The sequence below is a fragment of the Coleofasciculus sp. FACHB-712 genome (genome assembly GCF_014695635.1).
Classification (GTDB): Bacteria; Cyanobacteriota; Cyanobacteriia; order Cyanobacteriales; family FACHB-T130; genus FACHB-T130.
The window spans coordinates 1-17,404 of record NZ_JACJOQ010000666.1; the positions used below are offsets into that span (position 1 = coordinate 1).

Below are 17,404 nucleotides of genomic sequence, written 5' to 3' on the forward strand. Positions count from 1 at the left end.
CGTCTATCTGCATTAAAGAAATACAGTCTATTCAACCCAATGGCCCTTATTTTATCGGAGGTCATTGTTTTGGCGGTACGATCGCTTTCGAGATAGCCCAACAGCTTAAGGCTCAAGGCGAGGAAGTGTCAATGCTAGCCTTGGTCGATGCTTACGCACCTAAAACAATGCCCAATAATAACCTATTTTTAGGACTTAGGGCGTTGTACTACCATTTAGATTTTTTAATTTACAAAACCTTCTATTATCATGCTGATAAACTGAAGCAGGCCAATTTAATTGGTCAATTAACTTACTTGACGGATTGGGTGCAAAAAAAGGTAGAGTCAAAACTGACTAAATCCAAATCTTCAACGACTAAAAAACGTAACAATAGCCAACCTCAGCCAATTCATCAAAATTCAGCGAACCCCCAAAATACTGATAAATTTATCCCCTACGAAGTACGCTATTTACAAGCTGAAAAGATGAATCGAGAAGCTAAGGCTAAATATAGCCCTCAAGTTTACCCAGGCTGCCTGCTTCTTTTCAGAGCAAAAAAGCAAAAATTAGAATGGTATTTTGGTGAAAAGTTAGGTTGGGAAGACCTGGCTGCGGCAGGTGTTGAAATTCATGAGATACCTGGAATCTTTGGTAATTTATTTAATGCAGCATCGATGCCATTTCTAGTTCAAGAAGTGAAAAGTGCCTTAGATAAAGCACAGAACGCAAAAGTAGAAAAATCAGTAAAAAAATAAAATGAAAATTGTTCAAATAGTACCCCGACTCCCCCCTTATACAGATGGAGTGGGGGATTATTCAATCAGACTAGCCAGCCAACTATTAAAAGGTCATGGAATCGTCACTCAGTTTTTGGTTTTCCAACCAGATATCGAGATAGAACCCATCATTGAAGGATTTGCCGCCACTGTTATACCTGCCCATACTCCAAAAGCGCTGTTATCAGTATTACCCGGAAATATAGAGGGAATAATTTTACATTACAGTAACTATCCTTATATACAGGGAAAAATTGATGCTCCCTTTTGGCTACCAACAGCTTTGGCAACGGCAGTAAGGCAGCGTAATATTAAATTAATTGTCATGTTTCATGAATTACCATTTTTTAAATTTAAAAAGCTAAATTTTTTAAACCCGATTCAGAGTCTTGTGTCTCGTCGCCTTGTTAAAGTTGCGACTACAGTTTTAACAGATAGCGCTCGATTTCAAGCGATTCTTTCTCGATGGTTAAAGCAACCTGTTACCTGTATCCCTGATTTTTCAACGATTGGCGAACCCGACGAGCGGATTCCACCTTTAAGCGATCGCAGTCGTAGAATCATTGTCTTTGGTGGGAGCGATCGCTCCCGCGTTTACCAAAATCACCTGAAAGCGCTCCTTTATAGTTGCCATGCTTTAGGTATCGAAGAAATTTGCGATATTGGTAAATCTCTCAATTTACAACCCTCTAACTTTCCGGGGGTACGTTTAGTGCAGATGGGTTTTCAGCCTGCTGAAGCCGTCAGACAATTGTTGTTAAATTCTTTAGCAGGTTTTATAGACTATAGCCGTTTCCCTGGAGATTTGGGTAAATCGAGCGTTTTTGCTGCTTTTTGCGCTCATGGATTAGTTCCAATTTGTTCTTGCTATAACCCTTCAGAAGCCGATGGTTTAGAAATGCACAAGCATTATTTAGTACCCAATCCCTCTTTAAAAAATTTGTCTTTAACACAGCTTCAAACTGTGGTGAATAATTCATCTACCTGGTATGAAAATCATAATATTGTACAAAACACTAAAGTATTTGCATCTTACCTAAGCAAATAAACCTATTCTATAAAATTCATGGAAAAAGTTATACCTCTATCAAAACCATCAATCACACAATTAGAAATTGACTATGTTAATAATGCTATAAAATCGGGTTGGATATCCTCTCAAGGCGGCTATATTAACGAATTTGAGGCAAGCTTTGCTGAATACTGTGGCACGAAATACGCCTTAACAACTTCCAGCGGTACTACAGCAATCCATCTTGCCCTTGCAAGTTATGGAATTAAAGCAGGAGATGAAGTTATTATCCCGGATTTAACATTTATTGCAACTGCTAATGCTGTGGCTTATACAGGTGCTAAAGTTGTATCGATTGATATAGAAGAAGACACCCTCTGTATTGACCCAATTCAAATTGAAAAATCAATAACAGAAAAGACTAAAGCTATAATTCCAGTTCATCTTTATGGACATCCTGCGAATACGATTGAGATCAATCGACTGGCTAAAAAATATAATCTATTAGTGCTAGAGGATGCGGCTGAAGCTCATGGAGCTGAAATAGCAGGACAAAAAACAGGCTCTTTAGCTGATTGCGGCATCTTTAGTTTTTATGGTAACAAAATTGTGAGTTGTGGAGAAGGAGGAATGATAACCACAAATGATGAAGCATTCTATCATAGAGCAAAGTATTTGCGAGACCAGGCAATGAGTACCGTAAAAAGATACTGGCATGACGAGATTGGTTTTAACTATCGTATGACCAATCTACAAGCAGCTTTAGGTCTGGCTCAACTTCACAGAATAGATGAATTAATTGAGAGTAAAATTAATATCTTTAAACTCTACAAAGATTACTTGTCAGATATTCCAGGTATAAAGCTAAATTTTACTGCTAATTATGCCCGCAATGTTTACTGGCTTGTCTGCCTTGAAATAAAGGAATACACAGAAGCAGAACGAAATACTCTCCTGAAAGCTTTAGAACTGAAGGGAATAGAGACTAGACCTTACTTTTACCCGGTTTCAGATATGCCAATGTATCAGCAAACCCAAAATGTAACGCCTGTTGCTCATAAAGTTTATCAACGCGGCATCAATTTACCTTCTTATTTTGGTCTTACACCAGAAGAGATACAGTATGTTTGCACCTGCTTGCGATCGCACTTAGAATTAAAAGTCTTAACTTAGTATGATTTGATTGTGTTGATACAAGTTAATTCAGATTAATTTCAAAAAATCAGTATTCAAATTTAAAATTACTACTAATATAAAAAATGTTAGAAAAACCACAGTTATTCCAGCCAAGTGATTGCGCGGAGCGCAGTGCCAAAGGCGATCGCAATGCCATCGCTATTATCGGAATGTCGGGTCGCTTCCCAGGAGCCAAAAATATTGATGAATTCTGGGAAAATCTTAAAAATGGGGTGGAATCTGTTTCCCATTTCACCGAGGAGGAACTCCTCGACGCAGGAGTAGACCCAACATTTTTGAGCGAACCCAATTACGTCAAAGCCAACGCCTTTGTAGAAGATATTGACCTGTTTGACGCAGCTTTCTTTGGGATGAGCGATCGCGAAGCCACCCTAACAGACCCGCAACAGCGACTAATTCTAGAACACGCTTGGGAAGCCATCGAAAGTGCTGGTTATGCGCCAGAATCTTATCCAGGTGCGATTGGCGTTTACGCAGGTGCAGGTTTAAGCAGTTACTTGTTAAACAACATTTATCCCCACCTTAACCCTTCAGAAATTCAGCAATTTACCCAGCTTTGGCATATTAGATTACCAAACGCCCACGATAGTTTACCAACGCGGGTGGCTTACAAACTCAACTTAAAAGGGCCAGCAATTAACGTTCAAACTGCCTGTTCGACTTCCTTGGTCGCGGTTCACCTAGCTTGCCAAAGTTTGCTCAATAACGAATGCGATATGGCGCTAGCGGGTGGAGTGAATGTCCGAGTTCATCAAAAAATTGGTTATGTTTATCGACCGGGGATGATATTTTCTCCCGACGGTCATTGTCGTGCTTTTGATGCTAAAGCAGAGGGAACTTTTTATGGTGATGGAGTGGGAATTGTCCTTTTAAAGCGACTCAGTGAAGCACTTGCCGATGGAGATTGCATTCATGCTGTAATCAAAGCTTCAGCAATTAATAATGATGGTTCTGTGAAAGAAAGCTTTACAGCACCTAGTATTGACGGTCAAGCCGCAGCGATTTCCAAGGCTCAGGAATTAGCCGGAGTTGACCCCGAAACCATTACTTATGTTGAAGCACACGGTACGGGAACGGCACTGGGAGATCCGCTCGAAATTGCCGGATTAACTAAAGTTTTTGCAGCCAAAACACAAAAAAAACAATACTGTGCGATTGGTTCGGTCAAGACCAATATCGGACATCTGATTTTTGCCAGCGGTGTAGCGGGACTTATTAAAGCTGTGCTGACTCTTAAACACAAATTAATCCCGCCCAGTCTCCACTTTGAACAGCCCAATCCCAGTATTGACTTTGCCAATAGCCCTTTTTATGTCAATACCCAGTTGTCTGAATGGAAAACTAACGGCACTCCCCGCCGTGCGGCGGTTAATTCTTTTGGAGTTGGCGGTACGAACGCTCATATCATTTTAGAAGAAGCACCTACTAATTCTAAATTTCCGTTAGCAACAATAGAGCGCTCCTCCCATCTTTTGGCTCTCTCTGCTAAATCTGAAAGTGCGCTGCGAGAATTAGCACAACATTATCAGGAACTTTTAATCAAAGAGCCAACAGAAGACCTAGCTAATATCTGTTTTTCAGCTAATAGCGGACGCACTCACTTTAGCCATCGTTTAGCGGTAGTTACTGAATCAATTGTGCAGTTACAAGAACAGCTAGGGGCTTTTGTAAAAGGGGAAGAAACTAGCGGACTGACACACGCACAAGTACACGGTAAATCTCCCAAAATTGCATTTTTATTCACAGGTCAGGGTTCCCAATATATCAACATGGGACGGCAACTCTACGAAACCCAACCTACTTTCCGTCAGACCCTTGACCGTTGCGATAAAATTTTGCGACCTTCTTTGGATGTATCCTTGCTTTCTATTCTGTATCCAGAATCGGATAGTAACCCATCTAAAATCGACGAAACTGCTTACACTCAACCCGCCTTATTTGCTTTGGAATATGCCTTAGCTGAATTATGGAAATCTTGGGGCATTATTCCCGATGCAGTAATGGGTCATAGCGTAGGTGAATATGTTGCTGCTTGCGTTGCCGGAGTATTCAGCTTAGACGATGCCTTAAAGCTCATAGCCGCACGGGGACGACTGATGCAGGCTCTACCTCCGAATGGCAAAATGTTAGCAGTTCTAGCGACAGAGGCACAAGTATTAGCGGCAATTGAACCTTATAAAGCCGAAGTAGCGATCGCTGCTATTAATGGCCCACAAAGTATTGTAATTTCCGGTTACAACCAAGCCATAGAAACTATCTGTGCCACTTTAGAGACTCAAGGATTAAAAACAAAATATTTACAAGTTTCTCACGCCTTTCACTCCCCCTTGATGGAACCGATGCTAGCGGATTTTGAGCAACTTGCCAAACAAGTGACTTACTCCGAACCGCAAATTGCTTTAATTTCTAACGTCACGGGAACCCAGGCGACTGCTGAAATCGCCACGCCGGAATATTGGTGTTGTCATATCCGCAAACCCGTAAAATTTGCAACAAGTATGGAAACACTTCATCAACAAGGCTATGAAATATTCCTCGAATTAGGACCAAAACCAATTCTGTTAGGAATGGGTCGCCAATGTATCCCAAATTTTGATGCAGATTCTCCTTGTCTCTGGCTTAAGAGCTTACAGCAGGAGCAACAAGATTGGCAGCAAATATTGCAAAGTATAGGCGAATTATACGGGCGTGGAATTAAAGTAGATTGGTTGGGTTTTGACCGGGATTATGTACGTCGTAAAGTCGCGTTACCAACCTATCCCTGGCAGAAAAAACGCTTTTGGATGGAACCTCCTCATAAAGAAGAAAAAGAGGCAACTGCAACTTCTCAACCTTCTCTAGACAATCAATACCATCTTCTACTCGGTCAACGTCTGCGATTGCCATTTTCTCAAGAAATCCGCTTTGAGTCTCGATTTAGCCCCAACTCACCTTTCTATGCCAAGGATCACAAAATTTATGGGGCAGTAGTAGTTGCTGCCGCATCTCATATTTCAATGGTTTGTTCGGCGGTTAAGGAAGCTTTTAGCGCAGAATCTTGCGAGATTAAAGACTTATATATTCCAAATCCTTTGCTTTTATCTGAAGAAGGTAGCCAGCTCGTTCAATTGGTACTGAATTCTCAATTTGAAGAAACTACTTTCCAATTAGCGAGCCTCAAAAAAGGAGCCGATCAAAACGATGCTAATTCCTGGAGTCTACACGCAACTGGAAAAGTATGCTACTCCCAATCAATGACAGTGACAGCTTCTGAATCAGTGAATTGGCAAGAAATTCGGCAGCGGTGTCAACAGGAGATTTCTGGCTCGGAATTTTACGCAAACTCTATCGAAATGGGTTACAACTGGGCAGCTTCATTTCAATGGATAGAAACAATTTGGCTGGGAAAGGAAGATGCTTTAGCAAAGATGCAAATTCCTCAGTTGCCAGATGATATTTTGAGCGGATACCAGTTTTATCCGGGTTTAATTGATTCTTGTTTTCAAACTCTAGCGATTTTATGGTTTAAAGAACTAGAAAACAGCGATTATATTTATATTCCCTTTCACATCGAGCGCTTCAAGTTTTACAAGCGTCCCAGTCGGTTTACTCATCTATGGTGTCATGCTAAAAAGCGAAATGATGCCTCGCCAGACGGAAGCACCCTTGGAGATTTAATTCTATTTGATGAAAATGGAGAAGTCATTGCCGAAGTAATCGGTCGGCAGTCTCGGAGAACGAATCGTCAAGTGTTGTTACGTCGTCTCCGAAAGAAGGATACCAGCGATTGGCTGTATGAGTTTGTATGGAAAACACAACCACGCGATCTGGAAAACTTCTCTCCGAACCTTTCTCCTTCAAGGAGACAGGCTTTAAATTCTCCTCCTTCCCTTGTAGCAAGTGGCGTTGGGGGGCTAGGTTCGCTTTATCCGAACAATATTGAGACACCAGGCAATTGGCTGATTTTTACCGATACAAACGGAATTGGATTAAAGTTATCGCAACAACTCGAAGAATTGGGTGCGAATTGCATTCTGGTGTCTCCAGGGAGTGGTTACGAAAAAGTTGGAGATGAAAAGTATCGCATCAATCCATTCAAACTAGAAGACTTCCAACATTTGTTACAGGATATCGCTCTTGAGAATCAATCTCCTTGTCGAGGAATCGTTCATTTATGGAGTTTGGAAAAGACAGACATCAACTCTGTAACTGCTTTACAAGATAACCAAGTCGTGAATTGTGGTAGCGTGCTGCATCTCGTTCAGAGTTTAACTCAAACGGGATGGTCAACGGTTCCTCGCTTGTGGTTAGTCACTCAAGAAACTCAACCCGTACAACCTGCATCCGTTCCTTTGCAAGTACAACAAGCACCCTTATGGGGATTAGGGCGCGTCATTGCAATGGAGCATCCGGAATTGCACTGCACTTGTCTTGACTTACCGCTTGCAGAAGGTGAAATCGATATTCTGCTGAATGAAACGCTTTTCCCAGATTCAGAAAATCAGATTACTTATCGTCAGGGAGTCCGTCACGTTGCCAGATTGATACGACGTTCTCAGAAAGTCGAAGCTGTTAGTAAATCTCAAGAACCCGTACAACTGAAAACATCTAACTACGGCAGTTTAGAAAATCTTACCTTAATGCCAATGCAGCGGCGATCGCCAGCAGCGGGAGAGGTGGAAATTCAAGTCTGCGCCACAGGACTGAATTTTCGAGACGTGCTGAATGCGTTAGGAATGCTCAAAGAATATTACGCACAGCATTTGGGTATTACTTCTGCCAGCGAGATGAGCTTTGGATTTGAATGTGCGGGAAAGATAGTTGCTGTGGGAGAAGGGGTGAAAAACTATCGCGTTGGCGATGAAGTGATGGCGGTGATGCAGGTGCATAATGCGATCGCAAGTTTTGTCACGATTCCGGCTCAATTTATCGTTCCAAAACCAGATAATTTAACTTTTGCAGAAGCCGCAACCATTCCCCTTGCTTTTTTAACGGCTTACTATGGGTTGCATCATCTAGCGAAAATCAGATCGGGCGATCGCATTTTGATTCACGCCGCCGCTGGAGGTGTCGGTCAAGCAGCAGTTCAATTAGCTCAAAAAGCTGGGGCGGAAGTTTTTGCAACCGCGAGTCCGAGTAAGTGGGAATTCCTCAAAGCAATGGGAGTCAAATACGTGATGAACTCCCGCAGTTTAGATTTTGTCGATGAGATAAAGAGTCTCACAAACGGACAGGGTGTGGATGTTATTCTCAACAGTTTAAACGGCGAATTTATTGCCAAAAATTTTGAGGTTTTGGGTCAAAACGGTCGGTTTATCGAAATTGGCAAAATTGGCATCTGGGATGAACAACAGGTGTGCGAAGTGAGACCGGATGTTTCCTATTTTCCCTTCGATTTAGGTGAAATCAGGCGACAAACTCCAGAATTAGTCCCATCCATGTTTGAGGAACTCGCGCAACAGTTCAAGCAAGGCGATTTGCAATCCTTACCTCACAAAGTATTTCCCATATCCGATGTTGTCAGTGCGTTCCGATACATGGCTGGAGCCAAGCATATTGGCAAAATCGTCATTTCAATGCCAGAAATAACTGCCGATTCCAAGCCTATTCCGATTCGAGAAAATGGCACTTATCTAATTACTGGCGGGTTGGGAGCGCTGGGAATTCAGGTCGCTCAATGGATGGTAGAACAAGGTGCAAAACACTTAGTTTTAATAGGTCGTCGCGATGCAAATGATAGGGTACAAGCAGCAATTTCTCAACTAAAAGAAACAGGAGCGAACGTTAAAGTTGTTAAGGCAGATGTTGCCAATACTTCAGAAATAGCCCTTGTGTTGGAGGAAATTCAAGCCAGTGCAGAGCCTCTGCGCGGTATCTTTCACGCGGCTGGAGTTCTAGATGATGGCGCATTGCTACAGCAAAATTGGGAGCGTTTCACGAGTGTCATGGCTCCAAAAGTAGCAGGAACTTGGAATCTGCATACCCTCACTCAAAACTTGCCTTTAGACTTCTTTATTTGTTTTTCCTCGGTAACAGCATTAATTGGAACGCGGGGTCAAGGCAACTATGCTGCTGCTAATGCTTTTATGGATGCCCTAGTTCATTATCGCCGTCAAATGGGGATGCCGGGATTAAGCATAAATTGGGGGTCTTGGGCAGATGCTGGCATGGCAGCTACCTTGGACGATCGCATCCAAAGCCGCAGAGAAGCGCGGGGAATCGGCGCGATGTCTCCAGAGTTGGGATTGCAAATTTTGGGCGAGTTACTCACCCAAAGTGCCGTGCAAGTTGGCGTGTTTTCTTATGATTGGTCGAAGTTTTTACAGCGATTTCCCAACGATGCTAATCCTGTTTTATTCTCAGAATTAGTTCGCCAAGCACCGTCGCAAGGGAAAACCGCTTCTCAGCCTGCGCCTAAACTGGACATTCGTCGTCAATTGCAAGAAGCAACCGATCGCGATCGCCTCCCTCTTCTATTAACGTTCGCGCAAGAACAAGTGGCAAAAGTTCTGGGGTTAAAGCCATCCCAACTCGACGTACAGCGCGGTTTAACTGAGATGGGGCTTGATTCTCTGACAGCAATCGAACTGAGAAGTTTGATGAAAACTCACTTGGGATTAGACGTTCCTATCGTGAAATTTATGGAAGGGATCGATGTTGCGAGTTTAGCAACGTATTTAAGCGATCGCCTAATAGAAATAGATACCCCCTCCTCTGCTACTTCTAGAGTTACACCAGTCCAAATCAATCTAAACAACGGCATCAACTCTGAAAATGCGGCGCAGTTATTGAATCAGTTAGCTCATCTGAGCGATGAAGAAGTAGACACTTTACTAAATTCTATAGATTCTAAAGAATAGGAGCAGTTATGAGTAATTTACCTGAAAATCAAAGAAATTTATCGCCTCAAGAAAAACGCGCCCTTTTAGCACAACTATTGCAAGAAAAGGCTAGCAAAGCGAAATCCCAGTACCCCCTCTCTTACGGTCAGCAAATTCTGTGGTTGTTGTACCAGAATGCCCCGGAAAGCCCTGCTTACAACGTTGCCTTTACCGCACGCATCAGAGGTAATGTCGATATTTCTGCCTTGCGAAAGGCGTTCCAAATGCTGAGCGATCGCCATCCTTCGCTGCGGACTACTTTTGCGCTCCAAAACAACGAACCCGTCCAAGAAGTTCATGGGTATCAAGAAGTTTGCTTCGAGCAAATAGACGCAGCAACCTGGAGCGCAGATGAGTTAGATCGGCAAGTATTTAAAGCCTATCAGCGTCCTTTTAATTTAGAACGAGAATCCGTCATGCGGGTTAATTTATTTACTCGTTCTATAGAGGAACATATCCTGTTGCTAACCATCCACCACATTGCGTGCGATGGATGGTCAATTTGGCTAATTCTTGACGAGTTGCGCGTACTTTATTCAGCGGCAAAAAATGGAATCAGTGCATCTCTACCACCGCTGACTTTAACGTATGGAGATTACGTTCGCTGGCAAAACGAAATGCTGGCAGGTGCAGATGGGGAAAGACTCTGGGCTTACTGGCAGAAACAACTAGCGGGTGAGTTACCAATGCTCAATCTACCAACAGATCGTCCGCGTCCGCCCGTGCAAACTTTTAATGGCGCATCTCATCCCTTTCGGCTAACGCAGGAACTCACCCAGCAACTTCTGCAATTGTCCCAAGCGGAAGGAACAACCCTTTACATGACTCTATTGGCAGCTTTTCAGGTATTGCTGCATCGCTATACGGGTCAAGAAGATATTCTCGTGGGATCTCCCATGACAGGCAGGACTCAAAGTGAATTTGCACCCATTGTGGGCTACTTTATGAACTTGCTTGTCTTGCGAGGGAACCTTTCTGGAAATCCCCCATTTCAAGCCTTTCTCAGTCAAGTACGTCAAACGGCGTTAGGCGCGATCGCTCATCAAGATTATCCCTTTCCCTTATTAGTCAAGCAATTGCAACCAAACCACGATCCCAGTCGATCGCCGCTTTTTCAAGTTTCATTTATTTTACAAAAGCCTCAACAATTAACAGAAAATATAGAGTTAGTCACAGGTATTGAAACAGGCGTTGTAATTAATTGGGATGAGCTTCAATTAAAGCCTTTTAAGATGCCTCGGCAAGAAGGCGCGTTTGATGTGACCTTAGAAATGGTAGTTGGCAAAGAAACTTTATTTGGCGAGTTTAAATACAATACCGATTTATTTAATGCTTCAACTATAGAGAGGATGCAAAATCATTTCCAAACTTTGTTGGAAGGCATCGTCGCCAATCCAGAACAGCAACTTTCAGAATTACCGCTTCTGACTAAACTTGAGCGGCAGCAAGTACTAGGAAACTTGAATGCAGCAACATCTCCAGTAGAAGGAAAAGAGTTTAACAATTTTCGCGATCGCTCGAATTTAACGGCTAATCAATTCCTTGTTTGGTTAGGGCAACAATTGTATCCAGAAGCCCTAGTTTATAACAATGCGTGCAGTGCCATCATCCCAACCCAGATTTCACCCGAACACTTCCAAGCAGCGTTTCAGGCACTTGTGAATGCTAGCGATGCTTTAAGGACAATAATTGAAGAAATTGATGGCGTACCACAACAACGGGTGATAGCCAATTTTCCTTACATTGTGGAATATTTAGATTGTTCCGAAGTTTCCGAGCCGAATGAACTGCAAAACTGGATCGAAAGGCGATCGCAAATGCCGTTTGATTTTCAAAAGCGTTTGTTTGACATGGTACTCATAAAGTTATCTGAACAAAAATATGTTTGGTATTTAAAATTCCATCAGATTATCGTCGATGGGTATGCTTTTGGATTAATCTGTGAGTATATGTCTAGTCTTTACGAGTGCGCTCTAAACAATAAATTACAAGAACCGTTTCCCATTCCTCAATTCCAAGATTACATAAATTACGATAAAGAATATCAAGAATCTTCCCGATATTTGAAAGCTAAAGCCTATTGGGAGCAAAAGCTGGCAGAACCAATTGAGCCGATCGCATTCTACGGGCAACGCCGTTTGAAGCAAACCACACTTGTAGAACGAGTTGCCTGCGATCTGGGTGGCGCTCGCACCCAAAAACTTAAAGCGATCGCCGCTTATGAAACGATAACTGGAAGTACAAACAACGCATCTTTATTTAATATATTCTTAGGAATTTTAGCAACTTATCTTTATCGTACCAGTGGTAACAGACAGATTGCAATTGGAATGCCGTTGCACAATCGACGATCCAAAAGTTTTAAGAAAACAATTGGCTCTTTTGCCCAGGAAGTACCTCTACGAATTGAGATCGAAGCCAATGATACTGTCCTATCCTTAATTAATCGAATTTCTATTACAACATCCGAAGCGATTAAATACGGTCAATATGTACTTGAAAATTCTATCCGGAATCCAATTTACGATGTTCTGTTAAACTATGAGCTTCAAGTATCCTCAGACTTTCAGGGAGTCAAAATAACAAGTGAATCGGTTCACTCAGGGCATCGGACTGAAAGCCTCGCTGTTAGGATACGCGATTGGGATTTATCAGGAAACCTTGTTCTCGACTTTGATTTTCACAAAGATGTTTTTGATGAAGAACTACAAATTTTAGCTATTCAACATTTTCTTCAGGTGCTGGATTCATTTTTAGTAGATAAAAATCAACTAATCAGTCAAATTAATTTGCTTTCTGATGACCAAAAGCAGTATTTTTTAACTAAATTCGTTCAAAACCCAGCAACCTTTACTATTGAAAAAACAATTTCTCAAAAGTTTGAAGCTCAGGTACAAAAAACACCAGATAGAATCGCCGTTGTTTTGAAAGACCAATTTCTTACCTATGCCCAATTGAATGCCAAAGCAAATCAATTAGCACGCTATCTTCAGTCTTTGGGAGTCAAACCAGAGGTGCTAGTAGGTCTTTGTGCAGAACGTTCTATAGAGATGATTGTGGGGCTATTGGGTATTCTCAAAGCGGGTGGGGCTTATGTACCGTTAGACCCAGTTTATCCCAAAGAACGCCTCGGTTATATGCTATCAGATTCGCAAGTGCAAGTTCTATTAACTCAGCAAAAGCTGATACCTTTGCTGCATGAAAATAAAGCACAGATTATTTGCTTAGATACACACTGGGAAAAACTATCTCAAGAAAGCGAAGAAAATTTATTGAGTCTAGCTAAACCAAAAAATTTAGCTTATGTAATTTACACCTCAGGTTCCACAGGAAAACCCAAAGGGGTTGCAATTGAACATTGCTCTTTGGTTAATTTTACCCAGAGTGCTATTTCTGAATATGGATTAACGCCAAGCGATTCTATTCTCCAATTTGCTTCGATTAGTTTCGATACAGCTGCCGAAGAAATTTATCCCTGTCTTGCTTCTGGCGCAACATTAGTGTTGCGAACTGATGAAATGTTGAATTCGGCAGCAACTTTTCTAAAAATTTGCCAAGATTTAAAGCTAACAGTTTTAGATTTGCCGACAGCCTACTGGCATCAAATTGTTTCCGAGTTGGAGACAACAAATATCGCCCTTCCCGAATCGCTGCGCTTGGTGATTATTGGCGGCGAAAGAGCAATTCCAGAACTAGTGAGAATCTGGCAAAAGCGGGTAGGCGATTATCCCAAATTAGTGAATACTTATGGCCCAACTGAAGCAACAGTTGTCGCTACAACTTATCCTATCACCGCATCGGCAACTATACAGCAACAAGTACCGATCGGACGAGCGATCGCTAACGTGCAGACTTACATCTTAGATCGAAATTTACAACCTGTGGCTATCGGAATTCCAGGTGAATTACACATAGGTGGAATTGGCTTAGCTAGAGGTTACTTAAACGACTCCAAATTAACCCAAGACAAATTTATTTCCAATCCTTTCGGTAATGAACAAAACGCCCATCTTTACAAAACTGGGGACTTAGTTCGTTACCTACCCGATAGCAATATCGAATTTCTTGGTCGGATTGACGAACAAATTAAAATTCGAGGTTTCCGCGTTGAAACGGGAGAAATTGAAGCGGCTTTAAGCGAGTATCCCCAACTTAAATCAGTTGCAGTGATTGCGAAAGAAGACAAATCCGGCAACCACCGGCTAGCTGCTTATATTGTTTCTAAAGAGAAAAACATAACCGAAAAAGAATTGCGGAAATTTCTCCAGCAGAAACTTCCTGATTATATGATTCCCTCAGTCTTCACAAACTTAGATACTCTGCCGTTGACAGCTAATGGGAAAGTTGATCGTCGCACCTTAAGCGAACTGGAAATCCAAACCAATGTTCCAACCCAGTTCGTTGCACCTCGTACTCCCACAGAGGAAAAATTAGCTCAGATTTGGGCAGAAGTTTTAGGAGTCGAGCGAGTGGGAGTCCAAGACAACTTTTTTGAACTGGGAGGACATTCTCTCATGGCAACTAAAATCCTCGCTCGTATCCGCCAAACATTCTCAGTAGAATTACCCATCCGCTCTTTGTTTGAAGCGATTACAATAGCTGAATTAAGCGATCGCATTGAAACAATTCAATGGCTAAAATCAACACCAGTATCATCTGCACAAAGCGAGCTAGAAGAAGGAGAATTATAAAACTATTAAAAAATATTTGCATTTGACCAAGGTTTATTATACGCAGTGCCCATAATAAACCTTGTATCCGTATAAAAATTTGTTTCTGGGCAGCCTCCACCTTAAGTTAATTAGCTCCCTCTACTTATTCTTTGGTCTATAAGGATTCAAAAAATGCGAGTTTTACTTATTTATCCCCTATTTCCTAAAAGTTTTTGGTCTTTTGAAAAAGCCATAGCGCTGGTAGGCCGTAAGGCATTGCTGCCGCCCTTGGGTTTAGTAACTGTAGCAGCAATTCTTCCCCAACAGTGGGAATTTAAGTTAGTAGACCGGAATGTTACCCAAATAACTGAAGCGGATTGGGATTGGGCAGATTTAGTTATTTTATCGGCAATGATTGTCCAAAAAGAAGATTTCCTCGTTCAAATTCAGGAGGCGAAAAGACGAGGCAAACCAGTTGCAGTCGGAGGGCCTTATCCCACCGCTTTACCTGATGAAGCCAAAACCGCAGGAGCTGATTATTTGATTCTCGATGAGGGAGAAATCACCTTACCGATGTTTGTAGAAGCGCTTGAACGGGGAGAAAATACGGGAATCTTCCGGTCTGGAGAAGAAAAACCCGATGTGACTCAAACACCCATCCCACGCTTCGATCTATTAGAGTTTAGTGCGTATGCGGATATGTCAGTTCAGTTCTCGCGGGGGTGCCCTTTTCAATGCGAATTCTGCGACATCATTGTTCTGTATGGTCGCAAACCTCGAACTAAGACCCCAGCACAACTCTTGGCTGAATTAGAGCGTCTCTATGAGTTGGGTTGGCGAGGCACCATTTTTATGGTGGATGACAACTTTATTGGGAATAAGCGAAATGTCAAACTCTTACTAAAAGAGTTAAAACCCTGGATGGTTAAACATAGCTATCCTTTTTCTTTTATCACCGAAGCATCCGTTGATTTGGCACAAGACCAAGAACTGATAGATATGATGGTGCAGTGTAATTTCGGATCGGTCTTTTTAGGAATTGAGACACCTGATGAAGAGAGCTTAGCGTTAACTCGCAAGTATCAAAATACCCGAGATTCTTTGAGCGAAGCTGTTCATGCAATTACGCGATCGGGACTGCGGGTGATGGCAGGATTTATTATCGGGTTTGATGGAGAAAAACGGGGAGCAGGCGAGCGTATTGTCCAGTTTGTCGAAAAAACCGCGATTTCTATTGCCTTTTTCAGTATGTTACAAGCACTACCCAACACTGCCCTCTGGCATCGGCTCAACAAAGAAGGACGCCTCCGAAGCGAATTGGCCAATATTAATCAAACGACATTAACGAACTTTGTGCCAACCCGTCCTTTGGAAGAGATTGCCCGCGAGTATATCGAAGCTTTTTGGAAACTGTACGAACCAGAGCGTTTTCTAAACCGCGCCTATCGTCAGTCTATGGTTTTGGCACAGGCAAAATATCCCAAAATCCGAAGAACTACTAAGAAAAAACTAACTTGGGCAACGCTGCGTCCCCTACTGATTATTCTTTGGAAGCAAGGGGTTGTCCGAAAAACTCGTTGGCAGTTCTGGCGCAACCTGTATAGTTTATACCGACATTATCGAGGCGGCTTGAGGCGTTATATATCTCTTTGCTCTGAACTAGAACATTTTCTGGAGTATCGCCTAATTGTCAAACAGCAAATTGAAGCCCAATTAGCTGAGTATTTGGCAGAAGAAGCAAAGATTATTAAAGTTAGTTTGTAAAAAAAATGTCATAGAAGCGATTTCATACAGATTTCATATTTGTAATTACATCATTACGATCAGGAGTTACGCAGTTGAGAAAAAGGGGTAGGTGCAGGAGAACAAAAAGATGAACCCATCCAAAATAACCAAGTACGACTACATCAACTTTCTGATTGCGACGCAGAAAGTGTATAGTTGGTTGAAAACCAAACGGGTGAGCATTGCTGAACAAGTAAAGATTGTTTCAGACAAAATGGAAAAATTAACGTCTCTACTCTAATTCCCTCCATGAAGTGTTCAAAGTCTAACGTAACCAAACCTTTGGCAACGTGCAATTGAATGCCTTGAAGCGACACTTCGACGGGATATACCTGAAGGTACGGCAGAGCCAAAGGTACCCGGAAAGAGTTTAGATCGCAATATTTTCGTTGAAGTTGCCGAAGAACTCGCACTTCGTCTCCATAGAAAGGTTGATTTGACGGTACCCCTCTCTTCAAACGTTTCACATAAAGATGCTTAGTGGTGAAGTTCACATTCCTCCATTGCAGATCGACGGCTTCCCCAACCCTTAACCCGTGACGGTACATTAAGAGCAAGAGTGTAGAATCTCGGTGTGTATAACGCCCAGTTTTCTTAGCAGTCGCTCTCAATCGCTCCATCTCATCCGGAGTTAGATAGTCTCGTTCGCTGTCAGGTCTTGCTTGCTTAATCGGCGGTGCGGGTTGGGTTTTTATCGCAACTCCACCTAAAACAGTATTTGGTCGGCTAAATACAATAACCCTGAAACTCTAATGAATCCGTTGGTCACTGGAAGTAACTCCACCTAAAAGAGTCCTTTTCGGCGGAGTCTAAACCCCACATTCTGGCATACTAAATCTACGGGTTAAGCAAGTAGTTACTTTAAGTTACTGAGTTAAGTAATCAAGTTAAGTAATTGAGGTGAGTAACTAAGTCTATGTCTGTTATTGCCTTCTGCAACCAAAAGGGGGGCTGTGGAAAAACCACAGCGAGTGTCAGCTTTGCTGTCTGGTTACACCGAAAAAAGAAAACCGTCAGCTTTTTGGACGCCGATCCCCAAGGCAGCGGTTCGCTGTGGCTTTCTTCAATGCAACTTCCTATTCCCACGGTTAAGTTTTCAGATGCCAACGACTTAATTGAGCAAATCCCAGATTTATCAGA

8 protein-coding genes are annotated in these 17,404 nt (G+C 42.3%); 7 read left to right on the plus strand and 1 reads right to left on the minus strand.

The annotated features are described in order from the left end of the window. The 6 genes from H6F50_RS25100 to H6F50_RS25125 all read left to right on the plus strand — a co-directional run. Positions 1–737, plus strand: a 737-nt coding sequence (locus H6F50_RS25100; protein ID WP_242029205.1) for a thioesterase domain-containing protein, incomplete at its 5' end; no start/stop codon positions are given. Position 738: 1 nt separating this feature from the next. After that, positions 739–1,806 carry a glycosyltransferase family 1 protein gene (locus H6F50_RS25105; RefSeq protein WP_190430784.1) on the plus strand — a complete coding sequence of 356 codons (1,068 nt, stop codon included), beginning with the start codon at positions 739–741 and terminating at the stop codon, positions 1,804–1,806. An 18-nt stretch (positions 1,807–1,824) separates the two neighbouring features. Then, on the plus strand, positions 1,825–2,943 hold the full coding sequence (locus H6F50_RS25110) for a DegT/DnrJ/EryC1/StrS family aminotransferase (RefSeq protein ID WP_190430785.1): 1,119 nt from the start codon (positions 1,825–1,827) through the stop codon (positions 2,941–2,943). Between the two features lie 86 nt (positions 2,944–3,029). After that, complete coding sequence (locus tag H6F50_RS25115; protein ID WP_190430786.1) at positions 3,030–9,806, plus strand: type I polyketide synthase; 6,777 nt, start codon at positions 3,030–3,032, stop codon at positions 9,804–9,806. A gap of 8 nt (positions 9,807–9,814) precedes the next feature. Then, positions 9,815–14,518: a non-ribosomal peptide synthetase gene (locus tag H6F50_RS25120; RefSeq protein WP_190430787.1), complete on the plus strand. Its 4,704-nt coding sequence runs from the start codon at positions 9,815–9,817 to the stop codon at positions 14,516–14,518. A gap of 153 nt (positions 14,519–14,671) precedes the next feature. Next, a complete protein-coding gene (locus H6F50_RS25125) occupies positions 14,672–16,243 on the plus strand; it encodes a radical SAM protein (protein ID WP_190430788.1) in 1,572 nt (523 codons plus the stop codon). A gap of 143 nt (positions 16,244–16,386) precedes the next feature. Here H6F50_RS25125 and H6F50_RS25130 read toward each other — a convergent pair whose 3' ends face one another. Then, entirely contained in the window at positions 16,387–17,001 is a 615-nt protein-coding gene (locus tag H6F50_RS25130) for a tyrosine-type recombinase/integrase (RefSeq protein WP_347277207.1), read from the minus strand. A 179-nt stretch (positions 17,002–17,180) separates the two neighbouring features. Between H6F50_RS25130 and H6F50_RS25135 the strand changes: the two genes are divergently transcribed. Continuing rightward, a partial coding sequence (locus H6F50_RS25135) for a ParA family protein (protein ID WP_190430790.1) occupies positions 17,181–17,404 on the plus strand: 224 nt, incomplete at its 3' end.

Excerpts from the sequence above, each read along its gene's own strand:
- H6F50_RS25105 (WP_190430784.1), top strand. The coding sequence starts at position 739 with ATGAAAATTGTTCAAATAGTACCCCGACTCCCCCCTTATACAGATGGA.
- H6F50_RS25110 (WP_190430785.1), top strand. The coding sequence starts at position 1,825 with ATGGAAAAAGTTATACCTCTATCAAAACCATCAATCACACAATTAGAA.
- H6F50_RS25115 (WP_190430786.1), top strand. The coding sequence starts at position 3,030 with ATGTTAGAAAAACCACAGTTATTCCAGCCAAGTGATTGCGCGGAGCGC.
- H6F50_RS25120 (WP_190430787.1), top strand. The coding sequence starts at position 9,815 with ATGAGTAATTTACCTGAAAATCAAAGAAATTTATCGCCTCAAGAAAAA.
- H6F50_RS25125 (WP_190430788.1), top strand. The coding sequence starts at position 14,672 with ATGCGAGTTTTACTTATTTATCCCCTATTTCCTAAAAGTTTTTGGTCT.